This window comes from Pseudoduganella albidiflava (genome assembly GCF_004322755.1).
GTDB classification, from domain to species: Bacteria; Pseudomonadota; Gammaproteobacteria; order Burkholderiales; family Burkholderiaceae_D; genus Rugamonas; species Rugamonas albidiflava.
On record NZ_CP036401.1, the window covers coordinates 2,677,007 to 2,700,301 of the forward strand.

Here is a 23,295-nt window from a genome sequence, read left to right on the forward strand (position 1 = left end):
CGCTCCGATGCGCCCCCCGGCGCGCCGGAGCGCATGTCCGCGCGCGGTCAGCTCCCCCGCGCCTTTTCCCAATACCCCGGCGCGTTGTACACCAGCTTCAGGTGATCGATGAAATGCCGGATCTTCGCCGGCAGGTAGCGCTGCTGGGGATACACTGCCTGGATCGGATAGCTCGGCACCGCGTATTCGTCCAGCACCGTCACCAGTTCCCCCCGTTTCAGCTCGGCCTGGATTTCCCACGTCGAGCGCCAGCCGATCCCCAAGCCCTGCTTGACCCAGTCGAACAGCAGTTCGCCATCGTTGCATGACAGGTCGCCATCCACGCGCACGGCGAACGGCTTGCCGCCGTCCTGGAAGATCCAGCCGCGCTGCTGGCCGCCCTGCAGGTTGAACGCCAGGCAGTTGTGCCGCACCAGGTCGTCCGGCGTGCGGGGAATGCCGTGCCGCTCGAAGTAGGCGGTGGTGCCGCACACCACGCGGCGGTTCGGGAACAGCGGCACGGCCACGTAGTTCGGATCGGTGACTTCACCGATGCGGATACCCATGTCGTAGCCTTCGCGTACCAGGTCCACCACGCTGTCGGTCAGGTTGAACGACATCTTCAGTTCCGGGTGGTGCGAGCGGAAGGCCGGCGCATGGGGCGCCACGTGCGAGCGGCCGAACGCCGCCGGCGCCGAGACGACAAGGTGGCCACGCACGGTGGCGCGGCCGGCGCTGATGCTGTTTTCGGCGATGTCGAAATCGCGCAACAGCTGGCGGCAGGGTTCGATGAACTGCTCGCCCAGCGCGGTGAGGGTAAGGCCCCGCGTGGAGCGGTGCATCAGGCGCACGCCCAGGCGGCGTTCCAGGGCGTCCAGGCGGCGCCCCATCACCACGGGGGTGACGCCCTCGGCGACAGCGGCAGCGGCGAAGCTGCCTTTCTCGGTAACGAGCAAAAAACTGCGGATTTCTGTGTAACGGTCCAATTCCATACTCCAAGTATCGACTGATCGAATACTAGCAGCAATTCAACTGTTTCCGCCATCTCCGTATGCTGGGGTCATTGTTTGGAAACCAGGAGACGAGCATGGCCCGTATGAGAGCAATCGACGCAGCGGCAGCAGTACTGCGCAAGGAAGGAATTTCGACCGTATTCGGCGTGCCGGGTGCGGCGATCAACCCGCTGTATTCGGCGATGAAGAAGGATGGCGGCTTCCGCCACGTGCTGGCACGCCACGTTGAAGGCGCCTCGCACATGGCCGAGGGCTTCACCCGCGCCAAGGCCGGCAACATCGGCGTGTGCATCGGCACGTCGGGCCCGGCGGGCACCGACATGATCACCGGCCTCTATTCGGCAATCGCGGATTCGATACCTATCCTCTGCATTACCGGCCAGGCTCCCCGTGCCCGGCTGTACAAGGAAGACTTCCAGGCCGTCGACATCGAATCGATCGCCAAGCCGGTCACGAAGTGGGCGGTGACGGTACGCGAACCGGCACTGGTGCCGCGCGTGTTCCAGCAGGCCTTCCACATCATGCGTTCGGGCCGCCCCGGCCCCGTGCTGATCGACCTGCCGTTCGACGTGCAGATGGCCGAGATCGAATTCGACATCGACACCTATGAAAGCCTGTCGCTGTACAAGCCGGCGGCCACCCGTGCCCAGGCCGAGAAGGCGCTGGAAATGCTGAATGCGGCCGAACGCCCGGTGATCGTGTGCGGCGGCGGCGTGATCAACGCCGACGCGGCGGCCAAGCTGCGCGAATTCGCCGAGATCCTGAACGTGCCGGTGATCCCGACCCTGATGGGCTGGGGCGCGCTGCCGGACGACCACCCGCTGATGGCGGGCATGGCCGGCCTGCAGACGTCGCACCGCTACGGCAACGCCACGATCCTGGCTTCCGACTTCGTGATCGGCATCGGCAACCGCTGGGCCAACCGCCACACCGGCTCGGTCGAGGTGTATACGGAAGGCCGCAAGTTCGTCCACATCGATATCGAACCGACCCAGATCGGCCGCGTTTTCGGCCCGGACTACGGCATCGTGTCCGACGCCGGCGCCGCGCTGGACCAGCTGATCAACGTGGCCTGCGGCCTGGATGCGCTGGGCGCCCTGAAGGACCGTTCGGCGTGGGTGGCCGAGTGCCAGGAGCGGAAGCGCACCATGCTGCGCAAGACGCACTTCGACAACGAGCCGATCAAGCCGCAGCGCGTCTACGAAGAGATGAACAAGGCCTTCGGCCAGGACACCTGCTACGTCAGCACGATCGGCCTGTCGCAGATCGCCGCCGCCCAGTTCCTGCACGTCTACAAGCCGCGCAACTGGATCAACTGCGGCCAGGCCGGTCCGCTGGGCTGGACCATTTCCGCCGCGCTGGGCGTGTGCGCCGCCGATCCGGAACGCCAGGTCGTCGCCATCTCGGGCGACTACGACTTCCAGTTCATGATCGAGGAGCTGGCCGTCGGCGCGCAGTTCAACCTGCCGTACCTGCACGTGGTCGTGAACAACGCCTACCTCGGCCTGATCCGCCAGGCGCAGCGCAACTTCGACATCGACTACTGCGTGCAGCTGGCCTTTGAAAACATCAACGCACCGGAACTGGGCGTGTATGGCGTGGACCATGTGGCCGTCGTCGAAGGCCTGGGCTGCAAGGCGATCCGCGTTCGTGAAATCGCCGACATCCAGCCAGCCTTCGCGAAGGCCCGCGAATTGATGAAGGAATTCCGCGTGCCGGTCGTGGTCGAGATCATGCTGGAACGCGTGACGAACATCGCGATGGGCACCGAGATCAACGCCATCAACGAGTTCGAGGCGCTGGCCACCGAAGAAGGCGATGCACCGACCGCCGTCGCCAAGCGCAACCTGAAATAAGAGGAGATTGAGATGCCACGATTCGCAGCCAACCTGACCATGCTCTTCAACGAGCTGCCGTTCCTGGAACGCTTCAAGGCCGCGGCCGACGCCGGCTTCAAGGGTGTCGAGTACCTGTTCCCGTACCCGTTCGCCAAGGAAGAACTGGCGGCGCAGCTGGAACAGCACGGCCTGACCCAGGTGTTGCACAACCTGCCGGCCGGGAACTGGGAGCAGGGCGAGCGTGGCATCGCCTGCCACCCGGACCGCGTGGAGGAGTTCCGCCAGGGCGTGGACCGGGCCATCGAATACGCCACCGCGCTGCGCTGCCGTACGGTGAACTGCCTGGTCGGCATCGCGCCGGCCGGCGTGACCGAGGAAGTGCTGCGCCAGACGGTGGTCGACAACCTGGCCTACGCCGCCGCGAAGCTGAAGGAAGCGGGTATCCGCCTGTTGATCGAACCGATCAACACCTACGACATCCCGGGCTTCTACCTGAGCCGCACGGAACAGGCGCTGCGCATCCTCGACGAGGTGGGCTCCGACAACCTGTTCGTGCAATACGACGTGTACCACGCGCAGCGCACCGAAGGGGAGCTGGGCGCCACGCTGACGCGCCACCTGGGCCGCATCGGCCATATCCAGGTGGCCGACAACCCGGGCCGCAACGAACCGGGCACCGGCGAAATCAACTACGGCTGGCTGTTCCGCCACATCGACAAGCTTGGCTACGACGGCTGGATCGGCTGCGAATACAAGCCGGCCGGCGACACCCGCGAAGGCCTGCGCTGGCTGCAGGAAGTGAAGTAAGCCGTCAAACCACGGCAGTACCCCGGACAACTGAAGAGAACACAGAGGAGAACATCATGGCAAATATCGGATTCATCGGCCTGGGCATCATGGGCGCCCCGATGGCGAAACACCTGGCGGACGCCGGACACAAACTGTTCACGTACTCGCAGACGCCGACCCCGTCGAACCTGATCGAAGCCGGCGCCAGCGTGTGCGCCTGCGGCACCGACGTGGCCAAGGCCGCGGACATCATCATCGTGATGGTGCCGGACACCCCGCACGTGGAAGACGTGCTGTTCGGCGAGCACGGCCTGTCGAAGGGCCTGACGGCCGGCAAGATCGTCGTCGACATGAGCTCAATCTCGCCGGTGGCCACCAAGGAATTCGCCAAGCGCATCAACGCGCTGGGCTGCGAATACCTGGATGCGCCGGTGTCGGGCGGCGAAGTGGGCGCCAAGGCCGCGTCGCTGACCATCATGGTCGGCGGCAGCGACAAGGCGTTCGAGACCGTCAAGCCGCTGTTCCAGCTGATGGGCAAGAACATCACGCTGGTGGGCGGCAACGGCGACGGCCAGATCACCAAGGTGGCCAACCAGATCATCGTGGCGCTGACCATCGAAGCCGTGGGCGAGGCGCTGCTGCTGGCCGCCAAGGCCGGCGCCGATCCGGCCCGCGTGCGCGAAGCCCTGATGGGCGGCTTTGCTTCCTCGCGCATCCTGGAAGTGCACGGCGAGCGCATGATCAAGCGCACCTTCGATCCGGGCTTCCGCATCGACCTGCACCGCAAGGACCTGAACCTGGCCCTGACCACCGCGCGCCAGCTGAACATGTCGCTGCCGAACACGGCGACCGCGCAGGAACTGTTCAACGCCTGCGCCGCGCGCGACGGCGGCGGCTGGGACCACTCGGCCATGGTGCGGGCGCTGGAAGTGATGGCCAACTTCGAGATCGGCCAGCAGGCAGGGAACACGAAATGAGTGCCGCGCCGCGTGAACTGCTTGGGGCAATGTTCAGCGCCGCCGTGAACGCGGCGCAGCCTTCGCTGACCATCGGCCGCTACCTGCCACCGGCGCCGAAGGGCCGCACGATCGTCATCGGTGCCGGCAAGGCATCGGCGGCGATGGCCCAGGCGTTCGAGAAGCACTGGGCGGGGCCGCTGGAAGGCATCGTGGTCACCCGCTACGGCTATGCCGTGCCGTGCGAACGCATCGAAATCATCGAGGCGGCGCACCCGGTGCCGGACGCGGCCGGCCGTGCCGCGGCCGAGCGCATCCTCGGCGCCGTGCATGGGCTCACCAGCGACGACCTGGTGATCTGCCTGATCTCCGGCGGCGGCTCCTCGCTGCTGCCGCTGCCCGGTGCCGGCGTGACGCTGGAAGACAAGCAGGCGATCAACCGCGCGCTGCTCGCCTCCGGTGCCACCATCACTGAAATGAACTGCGTGCGCCGGCACCTGTCCGCCATCAAGGGCGGCAGGCTGGCCGCGGCCTGCTACCCGGCGCGCGTGGTGAACCTGCTGATTTCCGACGTGCCGGGCGACCACCCGGCCGACATCGCCTCCGGCCCGACCGTGGGCGATGCCACCACCTGCGCCGACGCGCTGGCGATCGTCAAGCGCTACGGCATCGACCTGCCGGCCGGCGCGCGCCGCCTGCTCGAGAGCGGCGACGGCGAAACCGTCAAACCGGGCGACCGGCGGCTGGAAAACGTCACGACCCATATCATCGCTTCGCCGCAGATGGCACTGGAAGCGGCTGCCGCGGTGGCACTGGATGCCGGCGTGACGCCGGTGATCCTGGGCGACAGTATCGAAGGCGAAGCGCGCGAAGTGGCGCGCGTGATGGGCGGCATCGCGCTGCAGGTGCACCGCCACGGCCAGCCGGTGAAGCCACCGTGCGTGCTGCTGTCCGGTGGCGAGACCACGGTGACCCTGCGCGGCAACGGCCGCGGCGGGCGCAACGTGGAATTCCTGCTGGCGCTGGCGATCGCGCTCGATGGCGCGGCCGACGTGCATGGCGTGGCCGCCGATACCGATGGCGTCGATGGCGCCGAGGAAGTGGCGGGCGCCTTCATCGGCCCGGACACGCTGGCGCGCGCCTGGGCACATGGCATCCGGCCCCGCGACAGCCTGGACAACAACGACGGACACGGCTTCTTCGGCGCGCTGGGCGACGCGCTGATCACCGGTCCGACACTTACCAACGTCAACGACTTCCGGGCGATTCTGCTGCTGTGATACTGATGCTGTGATACTGATGCTGTGATTCCGCTGCGGTGATTCTGCCGCTTTGAATCCGCTGCCTTGATCCCCGTTGCCTTGACTATTTAACACCCTGGAGAATGCATGCTGCGCAAGCGCCGCTCACGGATACTGGCCACCCTCGGGCCGGCCAGTTCCACGTACCAATCGATTTATGCGCTGGCCAAGGCCGGCGCCGATGTCTTCCGGCTCAATTTCAGCCACGGCAGCCATGCCGACCATGCCGAGCGTTATCGCACCATCCGCGAGGTGGAGAAGGAAATCCGCCGGCCGATCGGCATCCTGATGGACTTGCAGGGTCCCAAGCTGCGCATCGGCCGCCTGGCCGGCGGCAAGGTGCAGCTGCGCGATGGCGCGCCGTTCCGCCTGGATCTCGATCCGGCCGAAGGCGATGGCTCGCGCGCCTGCCTGCCGCACCCGGAAATCTTCGCCGCGCTGCACCCGGGCACCGACCTGCTGCTCGACGACGGCAAGCTGCGCCTGCGCGTCGATGCCTGCAGCGCCGATTATGCCGAAACCACGGTGCTGACCGGTGGCGTGCTGTCCGACCGCAAGGGCGTCAACGTGCCGGGCGTGGTGCTGCCGATCTCTCCGCTGACGGAAAAGGACCGTGCCGACCTGGCCTTCGGGCTGGAACTGGGCGTGGACTGGGTGGCGCTGTCGTTCGTGCAGCGCCCGGAAGACATCACCGAGGCGCGCGCACTGGTCGGCGACAAGGCGTGGATCATGGCCAAGCTGGAAAAGCCCGCCGCGATCGATGCACTGGATGGCATCGTCGCGCTGGCCGACGGCATCATGGTGGCGCGTGGCGACCTGGGCGTGGAATTGCCGGCGCACCAGGTGCCGGTGCTGCAGCGGCGCATCGTGCATGCGGCCCGTGCGGCCGGCAAGCCGGTCGTCGTCGCCACGCAGATGCTGGAGTCGATGATCGCCGCGCCGGTACCGACGCGCGCCGAAGTCTCCGACGTGGCGACCGCGATCTACCAGGGCGCCGACGCGGTGATGCTGTCCGCCGAATCGGCTTCCGGCCAGTTCCCGGTCGAATCCGTGACGGTGATGGACAATGTGATCACCGAAGTGGAACAGGACCCGCTGTGGCGCGAGGGACTCGATGCCAGCCATTCGCCGGCGACGGCGACGACGGCGGACGCGATCTGCTGCGCGCTGCGCCGCGTCGACCGGCTGCTGAAGCCCGCCGCCACGGTGACCTACACGCTTTCTGGCGCCAGCTGCCTGCGCGCCAGCCGTGAGCGGCCGAACACTCCGATCCTGGCGCTGACGCCGCAACCTGCGATCGCCCGCCGGCTGGCGATCGCGTGGGGCGTGCACCCGATGCCGTTCGACGAGGCGACGACGCTGGGCGGCATGATCGCCGACGCGCCGGCCGCCGCCGTGCAATGCGGCCTTGCCACGCTCGGCGACGACGTAGTGGTGATCGCCGGCTATCCTTCCGGCTCAGCCGGGAAGACCAACCTGCTGCACGTGGTGCGCGTGGAGTAATCTGTTTTTGCTGTGGAATGGGGGAGGGGACAGGCGTGGGGCCTGTCCCTTTTTCTTTGGTGGGCTCGCCGGCGCGGGATGCGGTAACATCCCGCCTCCATTGCCGTCGACCATGCCGAACCTGATCCCCGCTCCATCCGCGCCCATCCTGCGCGCACTCCATCCTGACGACCTGCCAACCCTGCTGGATATCCAGCGGGCCTGCTACGGCGACGCATTCATCGAAAGCGGCGACGTGTACCTGCGGCGCCTGGCCAGTCCAGCGAATTGCTCACTGGTGTACGAGCGTGATGGGAAGGTGTGCGCGTATCTGGCCGCATATCGCTCGTCGTACGGGAAAATCACGCCGCTGCACGGCGATTTCCAGGTGCCGGACGGCGTGGCGGACACGCTGTACCTGCACGACATGGCGGTCCACCCGGCCTGCGCGGGGCAGGGCCTGGCGCAGGCGCTGCTCGACCGGCTGTGGGAACAGGGCCGCGCTGCCGGCCTTCGCTCTACCGCGCTGGTGTCGGTGCAGGACTCGCGGGACTTCTGGGCACGGCGTGGCTATGTCGTTCAGCCGTTGCGGGATGCCGGGCAACGTGCCCGGCTGGCCACCTATGGCGAAGGCGCGGTGTACATGGCGCGGCCGCTGGACACGGCAACGCTTACTTGATGTTCTGCGCCAGCTTTTCCCACACGGCCGCGCCGATATCCGGGCGGCCGTCCGGCGCACGCAGGACCAGGAAGAACACGTCCTTGTTCACGCCGGTGGACATGTACATGAAGTAGGCCGGCTGCCCGGTGCTCCGGCTGATCATCGAGATCATCACGGCCGGATGCTTGCCATCCTTGAATTGCCGGACCTGCACATTGGTGGCCGACTCCTTCAGCTTGTTCAGCGACCCGGGATCGTCGATGCCGTAGAACACCTTGTAGCGCGCATCGTAGGTGACGCTGGTGGCCATCGAGCCGTACATGTACCCGTGGGCGGCGGGCAGCTTGTCGGCGGTGGCGGTGGCCGCGTCTTCCGGGCGCATCCAGTAGGAATAGCCGATCCGCTTGACCTTCGACTGCGCGTACTGGACGGGTACCGGCACGTTCAGCGCGATCGGCTGCGGCAGGCGGCCCTGCATGAAGACGTTGACGGGCACGTCGCGCGTCTGCACAGGTGCTGCCGGCGCTGCCGGCGCGGCCCAGGTCACCGTCGCGAAGACCATGGTGGCCGCAAAGCAGATTGTTTTCATAGGCATTCTGTAATGGTCTGGAGGATGGCCGCCGCGGGGCGCGCGCCGGTGAAAAGATGCGGGGTTCAAGCGATCAGCCGCCGGCACGTTTCGGATCGTGGCCATGCTTGCGCAGCGCCTCCATGACGAGATCGCAGTGATCGCCCTGTATCTCGATCACGCCATCCTTCACCGTGCCGCCGGAGCCGCATGCGGTGCGCAACTGCTTGCCCAGGGCGGCCAGCGCCACCGCGTCGAGCGCCACGCCCTTGACGACCGTGACGGTCTTGCCGCCCCGGCCCTTGCTCACGTGCGATACGCGCACCACGCCATCGCCTTTCGGCGCGGCCGCGGCCTTGCACTGGCATGCCGCCACCGGCTGGCGGCAGCCGGGACACATGCGCCCCGTCTCGGTGGAATACACCAGGCCACCTGTTGAATTGTTCTTCATGGATTGCCCGTCGATCCGGCGGACCGACGCCTGTCTCTGGTCGTGGAAATCTGCTGCTGGTTGCAAAGTTCCTGAATGATACACGGGCTTGAAAGAGGGGATCGAAAGAGGAGATTGGCGCAGCGGTTCGAAACAGGGAAGTGAAAGCATGGCTTCGGCTGGCGCACGCGAACGGTGCGCCGGGAAGCGCCATGGCTGGTGCTATGCTTGCGAATCACCCATCCGTTTCCACATCACGTACATGGCGTTCCTGTCGCTGCTTTGTTCCCTGCTGCTGTTCGTGACCGGCTGGGCCGTGCTGCCGTTCTTCGTGCTCTGCCCGCTGGCCATCTATCTCGGCGTCAGGTCGTACAAGCAGTTGATGGTCCGCAATCCACGTGCCGGTCGCGGGCGCCGCCTGCTCGCGCTCATGCCGCTGTTCATCGCGATCGCGGCCATCCCGCTGACGCTGGCCTTCATCAGCGCCACGTACCGCGCCTGACGCACCGGGCGACACAGGCGCCCGGCACGTTCCTCAACTACGCTCAGTTGTGGATGTACTTCGTGAACACGTCGCTGAAATCGCGCTTGGTGTGGGTATCGAGCACGGCGGTGTTCAGCGCGTCCAGCAAGGCATTGAACTGGGTGGTCAGCGTACCGCCTTCGGGAGCAATATTGAGCTTGTGGACCGAGGTGGTGGCTTCCAGTGCCTGCAGCGCATGCTTGCGGCAGACGGCATCGCGCCGCTGCTGCTTGCCGATGGTGATCAGGGCCTTGTAGACATCCTTGAGCTGTTCGATGAAGGACTTCTTCACGTCGATCGAGAAGCGCGTCTCGTCGAGGTTGAATTTCAGCTCGATGTCCATGTCCAGCGTGCCGGCGGTCTCGATGCTGACGCCGGAAATCTGGTGCGAGGCGTACTCGAAGCGCTTGATCGTGCGCTTCGACGACACGGCCGAGTCGCCGTCCACGTGGATCAGCGCCAGGTTGGTGAAGCAGTATTCGTCCATCTTGCTCTTGATGAGGAAGAAGATCTGTTCGCCGTCCTCGCTGAACAGGTAGTCGTCCGCGTCGACCTTGTTGTAGTCGGCCGGGCCGACGATGACGCCGACATCGCTGATGCCCAGTGCGTCCGCTGCGAATTTCTTGAACATGACATCCCTCTTGTGGTGAAAACGGCCACATTAACATTATTTGGTGTCGAAGAATATGGGCCAGCGAGTCCCGCCGGATCCCGGCGCAGGAGATGCCTGGTCCGTTCGCGAGGCTGGGTTCAAAAGGCACTTGTCATCGGAACCGGCTTTCTCGTATGATGGCTTTCGATGCAAATAATGCATCAGCGTCGCTCGGACGGTTCCGGGCGCTTACGTGAACATCATCCATGACTACATCCCGCACTCCGCGCAGCTTTTCGCGCATCGATCGCCTGCCTCCTTACGTCTTCAATATCACCGCCGAACTGAAAATGGCGGCGCGCCGCCGCGGCGAAGACATCATCGACATGTCGATGGGTAACCCGGACGGCGCCACGCCGGCCCATATCGTCCAGAAACTCACCGACACGGTCCAGCGGCCGGACACGCACGGCTACTCCAGTTCGAAAGGCATCCCGCGCCTGCGCCGGGCCATCTCGCACTGGTACAAGAAGCGCTACGACGTGGACATCGATCCCGATTCCGAAGCCATCGTCACCATCGGCTCGAAGGAGGGCCTGGCCCACCTGATGCTGGCGACGCTGGACCGTGGCGATACCGTGCTGGTGCCCAATCCCAGTTATCCCATTCATATCTGGGGCGCGGTGATTGCCGGCGCCGATATCCGCTCGGTGCGCATGACCCCCGGTGTCGATTTTTTCCTGGAACTGGAACGGGCAATCCGGGAAAGCTACCCGAAGCCGAAAATGATGGTCCTCGGGTTTCCATCGAACCCCACGGCGCAGTGCGTGGAACTCGATTTCTTCGAGCGCGTGGTGGCCCTGGCCAGGCAGCACGACATCCTCGTCGTGCACGACCTGGCCTACGCGGATATCGTCTACGATGGCTGGAAGGCGCCGTCGATCATGCAGGTGCCCGGCGCGCGCGACGTCGCCGTTGAATTCTTCACGCTCTCGAAAAGCTACAACATGGCTGGCTGGCGCATCGGTTTCATGGTCGGCAACAAGGAACTCGTGGCCGCGCTGGCCCGGATCAAGAGCTATCACGACTACGGCAGTTTCACCCCGGTCCAGGTTGCAGCCATCGCGGCGCTGGAAGGCGACCAGCAGTGCGTGAGCGACATCTGCGCGCAATACCAGCGCCGGCGCGACGTGCTGGTGAAGGGCTTGAACGAAGCCGGCTGGCCGGTGGAAAAACCCAAGGCGTCGATGTATATCTGGGCGCGCATTCCAGAGCCGTACCGCCACCTGGGATCGCTGGAATTTTCCACGCGCCTGCTGGCGCAGGCCAAGGTCTGCGTCTCGCCGGGCATCGGTTTCGGCGAGTACGGCGATGAATATGTCCGCTTCGCCCTGATCGAGAACGAAGCCCGCATCCGGCAGGGATTGCGGGGCATACGAGCGATGCTGCGCGAGCCGGCGCCCGCTGCCGCCTAGCCGGTCACAGGGCGCCATGTTTCAAACGGCGCCCCTTCATCGTGCGGGATGGCAGCGCGTAGCCAGCCTGCGCAAGCGGCGGATCGCGGCAATGGACTTCTGGAGGATGGCATGCGATTTCACCTGATCTTCACGATCCTCTTTGCCATCCACCTTCCAGCACTCTGCGGTTCGAAATCGCTCCCGCGCGATATCAAAGTCTTCGTCGCGAATGCGCAAGCTTGCGAGCATCTGGGCGGTGAATACGATGGGGAATTGCCGGAAGATCAAAAGCGCGAGATCGAGCGAAACGTACGGAAGTACTGTGGTGCCGCCAGCCGCCAGTTGCGGGCACTTCGCACAAGGTACCAGCGCGATCCCGCGATGCTTGCCGTGATCGAGAATCACGCCAATGACGCGGTGACGGACTATCGTTAGTCCACGACAGGCCGGCGGGGCACCGCTTGCACCGGCTGCCTCAGCCAACAAAAAAGCCCGACCTCTCGCGAGGCCGGGCTTTCTTCATCCACTGATCTAAAACTTAATCCAGCAGATCGAACAGCGTGCGGGCGACGACCTTGGTCGCGCGGCGCAGGTCTTCCAGCACGATGTGCTCGTCGCCGCGCTTGGCGTTCGATTCCGACACGGTGCGCGGGCCGGCGCCGTACAGCACGGCGGGCACGCCGGCTTCGCCGAACAGGCGGGCGTCCGTGTACAGCGGGGTACCGGCGGCGCCGATCTCTTCGTCGAACACGGCGGTGGCGTGGCGCGCCAGCGCATCGACCAGCGGGGCATTGCCCGGCAGCGGTTGCAGCGCGTTGGCCAGCAGCATGCGGCGGATCTCGATCGTCACGCCCTGGCAATCGGCCACGGCTTCCTTCATCACGCGGTGCAGCTTGGCTTCCACTTCGGCCGGATTTTCTTCCGGGATCATGCGCCGGTCGACTTTCATGACCACCTTGCCCGGCACCACGTTGGTGTTCGTGCCGCCCTCGATCAGGCCGATGTTCACGTACGGGTGGTTGATGCCCTTGACGTTGCTGCGGATTTCCTTGTACTGGCGGTTCTGGTCATACAGCGCGGTGAGGATTTTCGTGGCCGCCTGCAGCGCGTCGACGCCGGTTTCCGGCACGGCCGCGTGGCCAGACTTGCCGTGCACCGTCACTTCCATCTGCAGGCAGCCGTTGTGGGCCGTCACCACCTGGTAGCTGAAGCCCGCGGCGATCAGCACGTCCGGCTTGGCCAGCTTGTTCTCCAGCAGGAAGCCCGGGCCCAGTTCGCCGCCGAATTCCTCGTCGTACGTGAAGTACAGTTCCACGCCGCCCTTCAGCGGGGCGCCCAGCGCTTCCAGCGCGCGGGTGGCGAAGGTGAAGGTGGCGAAGTCGCACTTGGACACGGCGGCGGCGCGGCCATACAGCTTGCCGTCGACGACGTTGCCGCCGTACGGGTCCTGCGTCCAGCCTTCGCCCGGCGGCACCACGTCGCCGTGGGCGTTCAGGCCCACCGTACGGCCTTCACCGTACTTGCGGCGCACCACCAGGTTGGTGATGGTTTCCAGGCCGGCCGCGCGGGTGCGCTCTTCCGGCACGGCGTGCTGCTCGGCGTCGAAGCCGAATTCCTTCAGCAGGTCGGCGGTGCGCTCGGCGTGCGGCGCGTTGTTGCCGGGTGGCGTGTCGGTCGGCACCTGCACCAGTGCCTGCAGGAAGCGCACCTGTTCGTCGAAGTGCGCGTCGATCCAGGCGTCGAGCGAAGCGTAAGGGGCAGAGGTGGTCATGTTGGTGGTCATGTCAGGTCCGAAGCGAGTTGATTGAGAAGGTTCTGGAATGCGCGCACGCACAGTTCCGTATCGTCGTTGGTGATGGATTCCAGCGGGTTGTGGCTGATGCCGGCGTTCAGGCCGCGCAGGAACAGCATGGCCTGCGGCATCACGCGGTGCAGCATCATCGCGTCATGTCCCGCGCCGCTCGGCAGGCGGAACACGGGCAGGCCGAGCGCCTCGACGGCGCTTTCCCAGCGCACGCGCCATTCCGGCGCGCACGGCGCGGCATCGGCCTGCATGGTTTCTTCCAGCGTGTACTGCAGGCCGCGGCGTTCGCAGATCGCGGCCAGTTCCTTGCGGATGTCGGCGGCGGCGGCGTCGCGCACCTCGTTGGTCGTGGCGCGCACGTCCAGGCTGAAGCGGCAGCGGCCCGGCACCACGTTGATGGAACCGTTCGGCACTTCCAGCATGCCGACGGTGGCCACCAGGTCCTGCACGGCACCGCCGCGCTTTTCCGCGTACAGCACCAGTTCGGCGGCGGCCGCGGCGGCGTCGCGGCGCATCGTCATCGGCGTGGTGCCGGCGTGGCTGGCCATGCCGGTGACCTGGCCCACGTAGCGCACGCTGCCGTTGATGGAGGTGACGATCCCCAGCGGCAGGTCCAGGTCGTTCAGTACCGGGCCCTGCTCGATATGCGTCTCGACGAAGCCGAGGTAGCGCGACGGATCGCGCTGCAGCGCATCGATGGCGGAAATGTCGAGGTCCGCGGCGGCCATCGCCGCGCGCATCGGCACGCCGTCGGCGTCGAGCTGGTCGAGCCAGGCCTTGTCGAAGTGCCCGGTCAGCGCGCCCGAACCGAGGAAGGTGGCCTTGTAGCGCTGGCCTTCCTCTTCGGCGAAGCCGACCACCTCGATGCCGTAGGGCAGGCGGCGGCCGGCGCGGTGCAGTTCGCGCACGCAGGCCATCGGTACCAGGATGCCCAGGCGGCCGTCGTACTTGCCGCCGTTGCGCACGGTGTCGTAATGGGAGCCGGTCAGCAGGCGTTTCGCCTGCGGGTCGCTGCCGAAGTAGACGCCGACGACGTTGCCGACGGCATCGATGGTGACTTCATCGAAGCCGCATTCTTCCCGCATGCGGCTGGCCAGCTCGCGGGCGGCGGCGCGGTGCGCATCGGTCAGGTAGGTGACGCACAGTTCGCCGCGCTCGGCGTAGCCGGTTTCCGTGTGCCGCGCCAGTTCCTCGTGCCAGTCCCACACCAGGTTGCCGAGCACCGGCTCGGTGGCGAATTTGTCGTTCAGGCGGATCTCGGCGATGCGGTGGATGTTGCGCAGCGCTTCGTCGAACTCGAACTCCACCGGATTGTTCAGGCGGCGGGCGAACGTGGCGATGATCTCGTGCCGGTTCAGGCCCAGGCCGCGCGGGCCGCGCACGGCCAGGATGAACGGAAAGCCGAACTTCGCGTTGTAGTCGGCGTTCAATTGCTGGATGCGCTGGAATTCCTCCGGCGTGCAATCGGTGAGGCCGGCCTTGCTTTGCTCGTTGGTGGATTCAGCGGTCAGCGATTTCGTGACCATCGCCTTGCCGGCCAGCTCCGGGTGGGCCTTGATGAGGCCCAGCCGGGCTTCGTGCGGGGAGCTGCGCAGCGTTTCGATCAGTGCGCGCTTCAGGTGCGCCAGGCTGGCGAACGGGCGGGCGTGCCAGGTCTGCTCGGCGATCCACGGCGAGTGTTCATAGACGCCATCGAGAAAGGCCGTGAAGTCGGCCTGCGTGGCGCTGTTCAGTTGTTCCAGGGTCAGCATTGGATGAGGCATATTAGTCCCAGGCGAAAGCGGTGTCGGGGTTGAATGGATGCGCCTCTTTCCAGTGGCGCGCGATATCGATGCGGCGGGCGACCCACACGTGGTCATGCTGGCCGATATAGTCGAGGAAGCGCTGCAGCGACTTCATGCGGCCGGGGCGGCCCAGCAGGCGGCAATGCATGCCGATGCTCATCATGGTCGGTGTCTCGGCGCCTTCCTCGTAGTGCACGTCGAAGGCATCCTTCAGGTACTGGAAGAATGGATCGCCGTGCGAGTAACCCTGGGGCAGGGCGAAGCGCATGTCGTTGCAGTCCAGCGTGTACGGCACCACCAGCTGCGGCGCGCGGGTGCCGTCGGTCTTGCGCACGTCCAGCCAGAACGGCAGGTCGTCGCCATAGTAATCGCTGTCGTACTCGAAGCCGCCGTAGTCGGCCACCAGGCGGCGCGTGTTGGGGCTGTCGCGGCCCGTGTACCAGCCCAGCGGGCGTGCGCCCGTCAGCTTTTCGATGGCCTGCATGCCCAGCGCCATGTGTTCGCGCTCGGTGGCTTCGTCGACATTCTGGTAACTGATCCAGCGCCAGCCGTGGCAGGCGATCTCGTGACCCAGTTCCACGAAGGCGGCCGTCACTTCCGGGCAGCGCTCCAGCGCCATGCCCACGCCGAAGATCGTCAGCGGCAGGCCACGCTTCTCGAATTCCCGGAGGATGCGCCATACGCCGGCGCGCGAGCCGTATTCGTAGATGCCTTCCATCGACAGGTGGCGGTCGGGGAACGCGGCCGGGTTGAACATCTCGGACAGGAACTGCTCGCTGCCGGCATCGCCGTGCAGCACGGAGTTCTCGCCGCCTTCTTCATAGTTCAGCACGAACTGCACGGCAACGCGCGCGCCGCCCGGCCAGTTCGCCTGCGGCCGCTCGCGGCCATATCCTTTCAGGTCGCGTGGATAGCGAGGATTCATGTTTGCTCTTCTTCTATCGGTTAAGGATTTCGGCCAGATCCACCTGCTGCGGATCCAGGTTCAGGTTGTGCTGCACGTTGACGAGGTGCTTGCCCACCAGGCGCACCGCCGCCTTCACGTCGCGCCGCTCGAAGGCGTCGACGATCGCCACGTGCTCGCTGTGCGACTCGCCGGCCGAGTGCGACGACTGGTGCATCAGCGCGATCAGCGAGGAACGGGTCAGCAGTTCGCTCAGCATCTGCGTCAGCACCTCGTTGCCCAGCATGCGGGCCAGCACGAGGTGGAAGTCCGCCAGCAGCCGTGTACGCCCCGGCACCGCCGCATCGCTGACGGCGGCGCCCTCCAGCGCGAGGTGTTCGCGCAGCTGGCGGATCTGCTCGTCCGTGATGGTGGCGCACAGCCGCTTGGTCACGGCCGTCTCCAGGATGCTGCGCATCTCGAACACGTCGCGCGCTTCCTCGGCGGTGGGGGTGGCGACAAAAGCGCCGCGCGCCGGTTCCAGCACCACCAGGCGGTCGCGGCTCAGCTGGTTCAACGCTTGCCGGACCACGGTCCTGGAAACTTCGAACAGGTCGCCGATCTTCTGTTCGGACAGCTTGGTGCCCGGCATCAGCCGGCGTTCGGCGATCGCGGCGGTGATCGAATCGACGATGCGCTGGGTGGCGCCGGCCGCCGGCGCATGCGCATCCGGTGCCAGGTCGCTGGCGACGATCTTCAGTTGGGTGCGGGTTCGGGTCATGAATCGAGTGATCGGAACAGGTGAGCAGAACATAAACTGGTTGACATGTGAACCAGAGTGTATACACTTTTCAAAAAAAGAAAAGCAAAAAGTGTATGCAATCCTGTACATTGATGCTTGTGTGAAGTTTTTGCACTGATTGTCATAAGCCACGCCGGCAATCCCGCCGGCCCATACTGAGAAAAAGGAGCCCCATGGGACATTTGAGCACCCACGTACTGGACACGATGCACGGCTGCCCGGCCGCCGGCATGCGTGTGCAGCTGCAGCGCATCGATGGCGACACCGTCACCACGATCAAGAGCCTGACGCTGAATGCCGACGGCCGCAACGATGGCGGTCCTCTGCTGAATGCGGAAACGATGGCGGTCGGCCGCTACCGCCTGGTGTTCTCGGTCGCGGAATACTTCCGCGGCCGCGACGTGCGCCTGCCGGAACCGGCCTTCCTCGACGAGGTACCGCTCGACTTCGGCATCGCCGACGCGGCCGGCCACTACCACGTGCCGCTGCTGGTCAGCCCGTGGTCGTATTCGACTTACCGTGGTTCCTGAACCACATCAGCCAATAAGTTAGCTAACGTATATCCAGCGAAGACTGGATCGTATACAGTTACTAGTGTCGCCGCGGAGCACACCGGTACCGCCCCCAGGGCGCCGCCGATGGTTGCGATGATTTGCCCCACACAGAGCCCGCTGTGGTGAGGGGACAGTACGGTTTTCACACCGTGCTTCTCTGCTTGTTTGAGGCTCTATGGATATGTACTTGATGGACTGGGTCAACCTGCTGCTGCGCTGGACCCACGTCATTACCGCGATCGCCTGGATCGGCGCGTCGTTCTACTTTGTTTTCCTCGATAACAGTCTCGAGAAGCCCACCGCGCCCGACCTGGTCGCCAAGGGCGTCGACGGCGAATTGTGGGCCGTCCACGGCGGTGGTTTCTACCACCCGCAGAAATACCTCGTCGCACCCAAGTCCATGCCGGATCACCTGCACTGGTTCTACTGGGAGAGCTACGCCACCTGGCTGTCCGGCTTCGGGCTGTTCACGGTGCTGTACCTGTTCAACGCCGGCACCTTCATGGTCGACAAGACCGTGTACGACTGGCCGGCCCAGTCGGCCGTGATCGGCGCGCTGGCCTTCCTGGTCGTGTTCTGGCTGATCTACGACACCATCTGCCGTTCGCTGGGCCGCACCAAGAACGGCGACATGAAGGTGGGCCTGATCGTGTTCGGCTTCGTGGTGTTCGCCTCGTGGCTGGCCTGCCAGCTGTTCGCCGGCCGTGCCGCCTTCCTGCTGGTGGGCGCGATGATGGCCACCGCGATGAGCGCCAACGTGTTCTTCTGGATCATTCCAGGCCAGCGCAAGGTCGTGAAGCAGCTGAAGGCCGGCGAGCCGGTCGACCCGATCTACGGCTGGCGCGCCAAGCAGCGTTCGGTGCACAACACCTACTTCACGCTGCCGGTGCTGTTCGCGATGCTGTCGAACCACTACGGCTTCCTGTACTCCGGTGAACACAACTGGATCGTGCTGGTGCTGATGATGATGACGGGCGCCCTGATCCGCCACAGCTTCGTGGCCCGCCACAAGGCGCTGGTACATGGCAAGCGCGTTCCCTGGGAACACGCCTTCGGCGGTACCGCTGCGATGGTCGCACTGATCATCTGGCTGGTCCCGGCGCCACAGGCCGAAGCACCGGTCGAAGCGGCGGCTCCGGCAGCCGCGGGCGATGCCACGGCCGCTGTCGCGCAAAACCCGTTCGCCAAGGTGAAGGCCGTGGTCGACCAGCGCTGCGTGATGTGCCACTCGGCGGCGATGCAGAGCAAGGGCATCCGCCTCGATTCCACCGGCGAGATCAAGCGCCATGCGCAAGCCCTCTACCAGCAGGCGGTCGTCGTCAAGCTGATGCCGCTGAATAACGCGACGAGCATGACTCCGGGCGAGCGCGACCTGCTGAAGAAGTGGTACGAGGATGGTGCCAAGACGGAATAAGCGGTCATGAAACAGGCCGTCATGAAACAAGCCGTCATGAAGTAAGCCGTCAACTAGTCAGGCGGCAAGCGCAATACGTGTAGTACGTGCCGGGTCCGGCCGATGAGCAGCATGCATTCTGAAGTTCTATATAACAACCAGGAGACAAGCATGAAGCAACAAGAGTTGGACCCGGCCCGGACATCCGCGCCGGTGGACCCGGTCGACGAGCGCCTGCCGCTCGGCCGCCTGGGCGCCCTGGGCCTGCAGCACGTCCTCGTGATGTATGCCGGCGCCATCGCCGTGCCGCTGATCGTCGGCCGCGCACTGCAGCTGTCGCCCGAACAGGTGACTATGCTGATCTCGGCGGACCTGTTCTGCTGCGGCCTGGTCACGCTGATCCAGTCGCTCGGCATGACCAAGTACTTCGGCATCCGCCTGCCCGTCATGATGGGGGTGACGTTTGCCGCCGTCGGCCCGATGGTGGCGATCGCCAACGGCCTCCCGGGCGTGGATGGGGCCCGCGCCATCTTCGGCGCCGGCATCGGTGCCGGCGTGCTGGCCCTGCTGCTGGCGCCGGCGATGAGCCGGATGCTGCGCTTCTTCCCGCCCGTCGTCACCGGCACCATCATCCTCGTCATCGGCATCACGCTGATGCGCGTGGGGGTGGGCTGGGCGATGGGCGGCCCCGATTCCGCCGCGCGCGCGGTCGATGTGCCCACCCTGGTCACGATGGTCGACCAGCTGAAGGCCGACGCCGCCGCTTCCGCCGCGCCGCTGGCAACCAAGCTGCCCGGCCCGATCCCTACGCTGGCCAATCCGAACTATGGTGCGCTGGACAACCTGGCCATCGCCACCTTCGTGCTGCTGTTCATCGTCTTCACGGTGCGCTATGCCAAGGGCTTCCTCTGCAATATCTCCGTATTGCTCGGCATCGTTGCCGGCTGCGCAGTGGCGTATTCGATGGGCAAGATGAACTTCGCCAAGGTGGCAGGCGCCAAATGGTTCGAGCTCGTCACGCCGTTCGCCTTCGGCACGCCCACCTTCGATATCGTGATGATCCTCACGCTCACGGTCGTGATGATCGTGGTGATGATCGAGTCGGCCGGCATGTTCCTGGCGCTGTCCGAAATGACCGGCACCAAGGTCGACCAGCAGAAGCTGGCCGCCGGCCTGCGCACGGACGGCCTGGGCACGCTGATCGGCGGCATCTTCAATACCTTCCCGCACACCAGCTTCTCGCAGAACGTGGGGCTGGTGGCGGTGACGGGCGTGAAGAGCCGCTGGGTGTGCGTGGCCGGCGGCGTGATCATGATCGTGCTGGGCATGCTGCCGAAGCTGGCCGCGCTGGTCGAGGCGATTCCCCAGTTCGTGCTGGGCGGCGCCGGCCTCGTGATGTTCGGCATGGTGGCTGCGGCGGGCATCCGCATCCTGAACCGTGTCGACTTCCGCACCAACCGCTTCAACCTCTACATCGTCGCGCTGTCGATCGGCTTCGGCCTGATTCCCTTGGTGGCGCCGCACTGGGCGCAGCAGATGGCGCACAGCCTGCACCCGCTGCTGGAATCGGGCATCCTGCTGACCGCCGTGGCGGCCGTGGTGCTGAACCTGTTCTTCAATGGGTCCGGCACAAAGGAAGCTGAGGGACAGGAAGAGGGGCACCTGTCCCACGCCTGATAAGAGCATGTCATTCGGCAGCACATGAAGTAACCCCAAGTGCAGAGCCTGGGGTCAGGAATGAGTGCTGGCATGCATGCCAGCACCGTTCCGCAGGCGCGAAGCATGCTTCGCGAAACCCCTGCTTCACCCCGCTGGGGCGTAGCCGGGGGGGCAAGGAGCATCGCTCCTTGCCGGCGCAGCGGTACTGGCCTGCCAGCCAGTACTCCACCCTGACCCCGGCCTTTGCCTGTGGGGTAAGCACACAAGGGGCATGCCGGCTAAAACCGGTGCTGGATTCCCGCCAGCACGCTTTTCTGCCGGCTGCCGAACCCGGCCTCGTCCCGCGCGAGTCCGACCAGCTGGCCGTGTTCCGCCTTCGCGTACGCAGCGGTGACGTACAGGTCGGTGCGGCGCGACAGCGCGTAGCGCACCCGCCCGACGACCATCACCGGGTCGGCTTCGATGGGCCCGTGCCGCACATCCTGGTAGTACACGACGCCGGCCAGCGTAACGGCCGGCGTTACCATCACGTTCGTTCCCGCCCAATACAGTCGTGCCCTCAGGCCGGGCCTTCCTTCCCCTTCCTGCCGGTAGTCGCGCATCGCCGCGTGCAGTTTCACGTTGCCGGCCGAGACCATCGCGCCCAGGTGCCATGCCGTGGTGTCGCCCCGGGCGCCGGCGGCGTCGGGCACGCCGTTGATCCGTTCATAGGCCGCCATTGCCGACCATGGGCCGCTCGCGTAGTTGACCGCCACCGCGCCTTTGCTGCCATCGCCGGACGAGCGGCCTTCGCCCGCGCCGTAGCTGGCGCCGTAGGCCCAGTTGCCGGTCTTGCCGGCATACTTGACCAGGTTGTCGAACGCGAAGGCCATGCCGTACTTGCTGGCGCCGCTGGCATTGCCGGCTGGTGCCCAGGAATATTGCGGCGCGTAGCCCATCGGATCGTAGGGCAGCACGAAGTCATACACGGTGGTGAAGGCGCGGCCCAGCAATACGGTGCCCCAGCGGCCTTCCAGGCCCACGGTGGCCTGGCGCTTGAACAGCGGCGTGTCGGCCACGCCGGTATCGGCGGCGATACCCATCTCCAGCTGGAACAGCGCCTTCAGGCCGCCGCCCAGGTCCTCGCTGCCGGTGAAGCCGAGGCGCGAGGTGTTCATGCCGCCGGAATTGACGCGAATCGTGTTGCCGCCATCGGCGCCGGCATCGGAAATCACGCCGACGTTCATGTCGACCAGGCCATACACATTGACATTCGATTGGGCCGCGGCGGTGCCGCAGGCGAGGGCGCACGCGCCCCAGGCGAGCTTGCGTTTCATGGTGTCTCCGGTTTTTTATGGACGCGCCGGACCCTTGCCGGGCGGGCGTCGTGAAGGAAAGCGAGGGGAACTGCCGGGAGATCTCCCGGCAAGCGGTCAGCGGTCGACGGCCTGTTTCGGCAGCAGGACGACCAGGCAGGCGCCGAGCAGCAGCATGCCGGAGGTGAGCATCAGGCCGGCACCCTGCTTGCCGGTGAAGTCGTTCAGCCAGCCCACCAGCGAGGGCGAGAAGAAGCCGGCCAGGTTGGCGATGCAGTTGATGGTGGCGATGCCGGCGGCCGCCGTCATGCCGCCCAGGAAGGCCGTCGGCAGCGCCCAGAACTGCGAGGTGCCGCACAGGGCGCCGGCTGCCGCCACGCTGAGCAGGGCCAGCGCGGTGCCGATCCCGTCGGTGAACGGCAGTGCGAAGAGCGCCGCGGCGGCCGCCAGCATCGGCACGCCGCAGTGCAGGCGGCGAGCGCGGGTACGGTCCGAGTTGCGGCCCACCAGTGGCAGGCAGACCAGCGCCACGCCATACGGGATCGCGGCCAGCATGCCGACTTCCCACAGGCCGGTGGCGCCGGCGTTCCGCACGATCGTCGGCAGCCAGAAGGTCAGGCCGTACTGGCCCATCACGATGCAGAAGTAGATGCCGGTCAGCAGCCACAGGCGCCGGTCGGCCAGGAAGTCGCGGATCGTCTGGTGCGCCACCTTGCCGTCGTTTTCCGTGGCGATATTACGCTGCAGGACGGCCTTTTCCTCCGGCGACAGCCACTTCGCGCCGGCGATGCTGTCGTCCAGGTAGAACAGGATCGTGACACCGAGGATCAGCGACGGGATGGCTTCCAGCGCGAACAGCCACTGCCAGCCGCGCAGGCCCTGCACGCCGGCGAACGCTTCCATGATCCAGCCGGACAGCGGCGCGCCGACGATCGACGCCAGCGGGATCGCCATGAAAAACAGCCCCATCACCTTGGCGCGCCGCGCGGACGGGAACCAGTAGGTGATATACAGGATGACGCCGGGCGCAAAGCCCGCTTCGGCCACGCCGAGCAGGAAGCGCAGCACGTAGAACATCGTCGGCGAGCTGACAAAGGCGAAGCTGGCGGAAATCATGGCCCAGGTGATCATGATGCGCGCCAGCCAGCGGCGCGCGCCGAAGCGGTGCAGGATCATGTTGCTCGGCACTTCGAACAGGAAGTAGCCGATGAAGAAGACGCCGGCGCCCAGGCCGTAGACGGTATCGCTCCACTGCAGGTCAGACAGCATCTGCAGCTTGGCGAAGCCCACGTTGACGCGGTCCAGGTAGGCGCCCAGGTAGCACAGCATCAGGAAGGGCACGAGCCGGCGCGTGACTTTCGCATAGGCCCGGGTTTCGACGTCGTCGACGCCGGAATGATAGGCGGCACCTGCCGCGGGTGTGACGATCGGTGTTTTCATGCGTGTCTCCAAATTGTTCTGTCATCGCGCCGGAAGTCTTGCCGCCTCCTTGCGCATGCCGGGCATCGCTGCCCGGTGCAATGGGTACAGCG

The 23,295-nt window shown here is 65.7% G+C and carries 22 protein-coding genes; 12 read left to right on the top strand and 10 right to left on the bottom strand.

The window, feature by feature from the left end:
* Nucleotides 1-47 precede the first annotated feature (47 nt).
* Entirely contained in the window at nucleotides 48-965 is a 918-nt protein-coding gene (locus tag EYF70_RS11215) for a LysR family transcriptional regulator (protein ID WP_131145475.1), read from the bottom strand.
* Nucleotides 966-1,066: 101 nt separating this feature from the next.
* Here EYF70_RS11215 and gcl point away from each other — a divergent pair, with 101 nt between their 5' ends.
* The 6 genes from gcl to EYF70_RS11245 all read left to right on the top strand — a co-directional run bounded on the left by gcl (nucleotide 1,067) and on the right by EYF70_RS11245 (nucleotide 8,037).
* Nucleotides 1,067-2,848: a glyoxylate carboligase gene (gene gcl / locus EYF70_RS11220; RefSeq protein WP_131145476.1), complete on the top strand. Its 1,782-nt coding sequence runs from the start codon at nucleotides 1,067-1,069 to the stop codon at nucleotides 2,846-2,848.
* Between the two features lie 12 nt (nucleotides 2,849-2,860).
* Nucleotides 2,861-3,637, top strand: a complete 777-nt coding sequence (gene hyi / locus EYF70_RS11225) for a hydroxypyruvate isomerase (RefSeq protein ID WP_131145477.1) — start codon at nucleotides 2,861-2,863, stop codon at nucleotides 3,635-3,637.
* Nucleotides 3,638-3,693: 56 nt separating this feature from the next.
* On the top strand, nucleotides 3,694-4,596 hold the full coding sequence (glxR, locus tag EYF70_RS11230) for a 2-hydroxy-3-oxopropionate reductase (protein WP_131145478.1): 903 nt from the start codon (nucleotides 3,694-3,696) through the stop codon (nucleotides 4,594-4,596).
* Entirely contained in the window at nucleotides 4,593-5,855 is a 1,263-nt protein-coding gene (locus EYF70_RS11235) for a glycerate kinase type-2 family protein (RefSeq protein WP_131145479.1), read from the top strand. The genes glxR and EYF70_RS11235 overlap by 4 nt, the downstream gene beginning before the upstream one ends.
* A 108-nt stretch (nucleotides 5,856-5,963) precedes the next feature.
* Nucleotides 5,964-7,379 (top strand): pyruvate kinase, encoded by a 1,416-nt coding sequence (pyk, locus tag EYF70_RS11240; protein ID WP_131145480.1) that lies wholly within the window; start codon nucleotides 5,964-5,966, stop codon nucleotides 7,377-7,379.
* A gap of 112 nt (nucleotides 7,380-7,491) precedes the next feature.
* Nucleotides 7,492-8,037 carry a GNAT family N-acetyltransferase gene (locus EYF70_RS11245; RefSeq protein ID WP_131145481.1) on the top strand — a complete coding sequence of 182 codons (546 nt, stop codon included), beginning with the start codon at nucleotides 7,492-7,494 and terminating at the stop codon, nucleotides 8,035-8,037.
* On the opposite strand, the gene EYF70_RS11250 is transcribed toward EYF70_RS11245, so the two are convergent.
* Both EYF70_RS11250 and EYF70_RS11255 read right to left on the bottom strand, forming a co-directional pair.
* Nucleotides 8,030-8,608 carry a hypothetical protein gene (locus tag EYF70_RS11250; RefSeq protein WP_131145482.1) on the bottom strand — a complete coding sequence of 193 codons (579 nt, stop codon included), beginning with the start codon at nucleotides 8,606-8,608 and terminating at the stop codon, nucleotides 8,030-8,032. The genes EYF70_RS11245 and EYF70_RS11250 overlap by 8 nt on opposite strands.
* A 73-nt stretch (nucleotides 8,609-8,681) precedes the next feature.
* On the bottom strand, nucleotides 8,682-9,038 hold the full coding sequence (locus EYF70_RS11255) for a translation initiation factor Sui1 (RefSeq protein WP_131145483.1): 357 nt from the start codon (nucleotides 9,036-9,038) through the stop codon (nucleotides 8,682-8,684).
* 148 nt (nucleotides 9,039-9,186) lie between these two features.
* Between EYF70_RS11255 and EYF70_RS11260 the strand changes: the two genes are divergently transcribed.
* Nucleotides 9,187-9,519, top strand: a complete 333-nt coding sequence (locus EYF70_RS11260) for a hypothetical protein (RefSeq protein ID WP_131145484.1) — start codon at nucleotides 9,187-9,189, stop codon at nucleotides 9,517-9,519.
* Nucleotides 9,520-9,562: 43 nt separating this feature from the next.
* On the opposite strand, the gene EYF70_RS11265 is transcribed toward EYF70_RS11260, so the two are convergent.
* Nucleotides 9,563-10,171 (bottom strand): PH domain-containing protein, encoded by a 609-nt coding sequence (locus EYF70_RS11265; protein WP_131145485.1) that lies wholly within the window; start codon nucleotides 10,169-10,171, stop codon nucleotides 9,563-9,565.
* 227 nt (nucleotides 10,172-10,398) lie between these two features.
* Here EYF70_RS11265 and alaC point away from each other — a divergent pair, with 227 nt between their 5' ends.
* Nucleotides 10,399-11,607 (top strand): alanine transaminase, encoded by a 1,209-nt coding sequence (gene alaC, locus EYF70_RS11270; protein WP_131145486.1) that lies wholly within the window; start codon nucleotides 10,399-10,401, stop codon nucleotides 11,605-11,607.
* Between the two features lie 111 nt (nucleotides 11,608-11,718).
* On the top strand, nucleotides 11,719-12,024 hold the full coding sequence (locus EYF70_RS11275; protein ID WP_131145487.1) for a hypothetical protein: 306 nt from the start codon (nucleotides 11,719-11,721) through the stop codon (nucleotides 12,022-12,024).
* Nucleotides 12,025-12,127: 103 nt separating this feature from the next.
* Here the strand turns inward: EYF70_RS11275 and EYF70_RS11280 are convergent, their stop codons facing one another.
* From EYF70_RS11280 to EYF70_RS11295, 4 genes are read right to left on the bottom strand one after another with little or no spacing between them, the layout of a single operon-like run.
* Entirely contained in the window at nucleotides 12,128-13,372 is a 1,245-nt protein-coding gene (locus EYF70_RS11280) for an ArgE/DapE family deacylase (protein WP_229420815.1), read from the bottom strand.
* Complete coding sequence (uraD, locus tag EYF70_RS11285) at nucleotides 13,369-15,156, bottom strand: 2-oxo-4-hydroxy-4-carboxy-5-ureidoimidazoline decarboxylase (protein ID WP_131145488.1); 1,788 nt, start codon at nucleotides 15,154-15,156, stop codon at nucleotides 13,369-13,371. Before uraD ends, EYF70_RS11280 begins: the two co-directional genes overlap by 4 nt.
* A 1-nt stretch (nucleotide 15,157) precedes the next feature.
* Nucleotides 15,158-16,102: an allantoinase PuuE gene (puuE, locus tag EYF70_RS11290; protein WP_131145489.1), complete on the bottom strand. Its 945-nt coding sequence runs from the start codon at nucleotides 16,100-16,102 to the stop codon at nucleotides 15,158-15,160.
* A gap of 13 nt (nucleotides 16,103-16,115) precedes the next feature.
* On the bottom strand, nucleotides 16,116-16,841 hold the full coding sequence (locus EYF70_RS11295; RefSeq protein ID WP_131145490.1) for a GntR family transcriptional regulator: 726 nt from the start codon (nucleotides 16,839-16,841) through the stop codon (nucleotides 16,116-16,118).
* A 194-nt stretch (nucleotides 16,842-17,035) separates the two neighbouring features.
* On the opposite strand from EYF70_RS11295, the gene uraH reads away from it, so the two are divergent.
* From uraH to EYF70_RS11310, 3 genes are all read left to right on the top strand, one after another.
* The gene (gene uraH, locus EYF70_RS11300; protein ID WP_131145491.1) at nucleotides 17,036-17,392 is read left to right on the top strand and encodes a hydroxyisourate hydrolase; all 357 of its coding nucleotides are present in this window, start codon (nucleotides 17,036-17,038) and stop codon (nucleotides 17,390-17,392) included.
* Nucleotides 17,393-17,591: 199 nt separating this feature from the next.
* Entirely contained in the window at nucleotides 17,592-18,830 is a 1,239-nt protein-coding gene (locus tag EYF70_RS11305) for a urate hydroxylase PuuD (RefSeq protein ID WP_131145492.1), read from the top strand.
* Nucleotides 18,831-18,980: 150 nt separating this feature from the next.
* Nucleotides 18,981-20,486 carry a nucleobase:cation symporter-2 family protein gene (locus EYF70_RS11310; protein WP_131145493.1) on the top strand — a complete coding sequence of 502 codons (1,506 nt, stop codon included), beginning with the start codon at nucleotides 18,981-18,983 and terminating at the stop codon, nucleotides 20,484-20,486.
* 260 nt (nucleotides 20,487-20,746) lie between these two features.
* Here the strand turns inward: EYF70_RS11310 and EYF70_RS11315 are convergent, their stop codons facing one another.
* Together EYF70_RS11315 and EYF70_RS11320 are read right to left on the bottom strand one after the other, a co-directional pair.
* Nucleotides 20,747-21,784 (bottom strand): porin, encoded by a 1,038-nt coding sequence (locus tag EYF70_RS11315; RefSeq protein WP_131145494.1) that lies wholly within the window; start codon nucleotides 21,782-21,784, stop codon nucleotides 20,747-20,749.
* A gap of 96 nt (nucleotides 21,785-21,880) precedes the next feature.
* Nucleotides 21,881-23,203 (bottom strand): MFS transporter, encoded by a 1,323-nt coding sequence (locus EYF70_RS11320; protein WP_131145495.1) that lies wholly within the window; start codon nucleotides 23,201-23,203, stop codon nucleotides 21,881-21,883.
* Between the last annotated feature and the right edge of the window lie 92 nt (nucleotides 23,204-23,295).

Bases quoted from the DNA above. Each gene is read 5' to 3' on its own strand.
- EYF70_RS11255 (WP_131145483.1), bottom strand. From the start codon at position 9,038: ATGAAGAACAATTCAACAGGTGGCCTGGTGTATTCCACCGAGACGGGG.
- pyk (WP_131145480.1), top strand. From the start codon at position 5,964: ATGCTGCGCAAGCGCCGCTCACGGATACTGGCCACCCTCGGGCCGGCC.
- EYF70_RS11275 (WP_131145487.1), top strand. From the start codon at position 11,719: ATGCGATTTCACCTGATCTTCACGATCCTCTTTGCCATCCACCTTCCA.
- EYF70_RS11265 (WP_131145485.1), bottom strand. From the start codon at position 10,171: ATGTTCAAGAAATTCGCAGCGGACGCACTGGGCATCAGCGATGTCGGC.
- EYF70_RS11260 (WP_131145484.1), top strand. From the start codon at position 9,187: ATGGCTTCGGCTGGCGCACGCGAACGGTGCGCCGGGAAGCGCCATGGC.
- EYF70_RS11280 (WP_229420815.1), bottom strand. From the start codon at position 13,372: ATGACCACCAACATGACCACCTCTGCCCCTTACGCTTCGCTCGACGCC.
- EYF70_RS11305 (WP_131145492.1), top strand. From the start codon at position 17,592: ATGGATATGTACTTGATGGACTGGGTCAACCTGCTGCTGCGCTGGACC.
- glxR (WP_131145478.1), top strand. From the start codon at position 3,694: ATGGCAAATATCGGATTCATCGGCCTGGGCATCATGGGCGCCCCGATG.
- EYF70_RS11295 (WP_131145490.1), bottom strand. From the start codon at position 16,841: ATGACCCGAACCCGCACCCAACTGAAGATCGTCGCCAGCGACCTGGCA.
- hyi (WP_131145477.1), top strand. From the start codon at position 2,861: ATGCCACGATTCGCAGCCAACCTGACCATGCTCTTCAACGAGCTGCCG.
- alaC (WP_131145486.1), top strand. From the start codon at position 10,399: ATGACTACATCCCGCACTCCGCGCAGCTTTTCGCGCATCGATCGCCTG.
- EYF70_RS11320 (WP_131145495.1), bottom strand. From the start codon at position 23,203: ATGAAAACACCGATCGTCACACCCGCGGCAGGTGCCGCCTATCATTCC.
- uraH (WP_131145491.1), top strand. From the start codon at position 17,036: ATGGGACATTTGAGCACCCACGTACTGGACACGATGCACGGCTGCCCG.
- uraD (WP_131145488.1), bottom strand. From the start codon at position 15,156: ATGCCTCATCCAATGCTGACCCTGGAACAACTGAACAGCGCCACGCAG.
- gcl (WP_131145476.1), top strand. From the start codon at position 1,067: ATGGCCCGTATGAGAGCAATCGACGCAGCGGCAGCAGTACTGCGCAAG.
- EYF70_RS11310 (WP_131145493.1), top strand. From the start codon at position 18,981: ATGAAGCAACAAGAGTTGGACCCGGCCCGGACATCCGCGCCGGTGGAC.
- EYF70_RS11250 (WP_131145482.1), bottom strand. From the start codon at position 8,608: ATGAAAACAATCTGCTTTGCGGCCACCATGGTCTTCGCGACGGTGACC.
- EYF70_RS11315 (WP_131145494.1), bottom strand. From the start codon at position 21,784: ATGAAACGCAAGCTCGCCTGGGGCGCGTGCGCCCTCGCCTGCGGCACC.
- puuE (WP_131145489.1), bottom strand. From the start codon at position 16,102: ATGAATCCTCGCTATCCACGCGACCTGAAAGGATATGGCCGCGAGCGG.
- EYF70_RS11245 (WP_131145481.1), top strand. From the start codon at position 7,492: ATGCCGAACCTGATCCCCGCTCCATCCGCGCCCATCCTGCGCGCACTC.
- EYF70_RS11235 (WP_131145479.1), top strand. From the start codon at position 4,593: ATGAGTGCCGCGCCGCGTGAACTGCTTGGGGCAATGTTCAGCGCCGCC.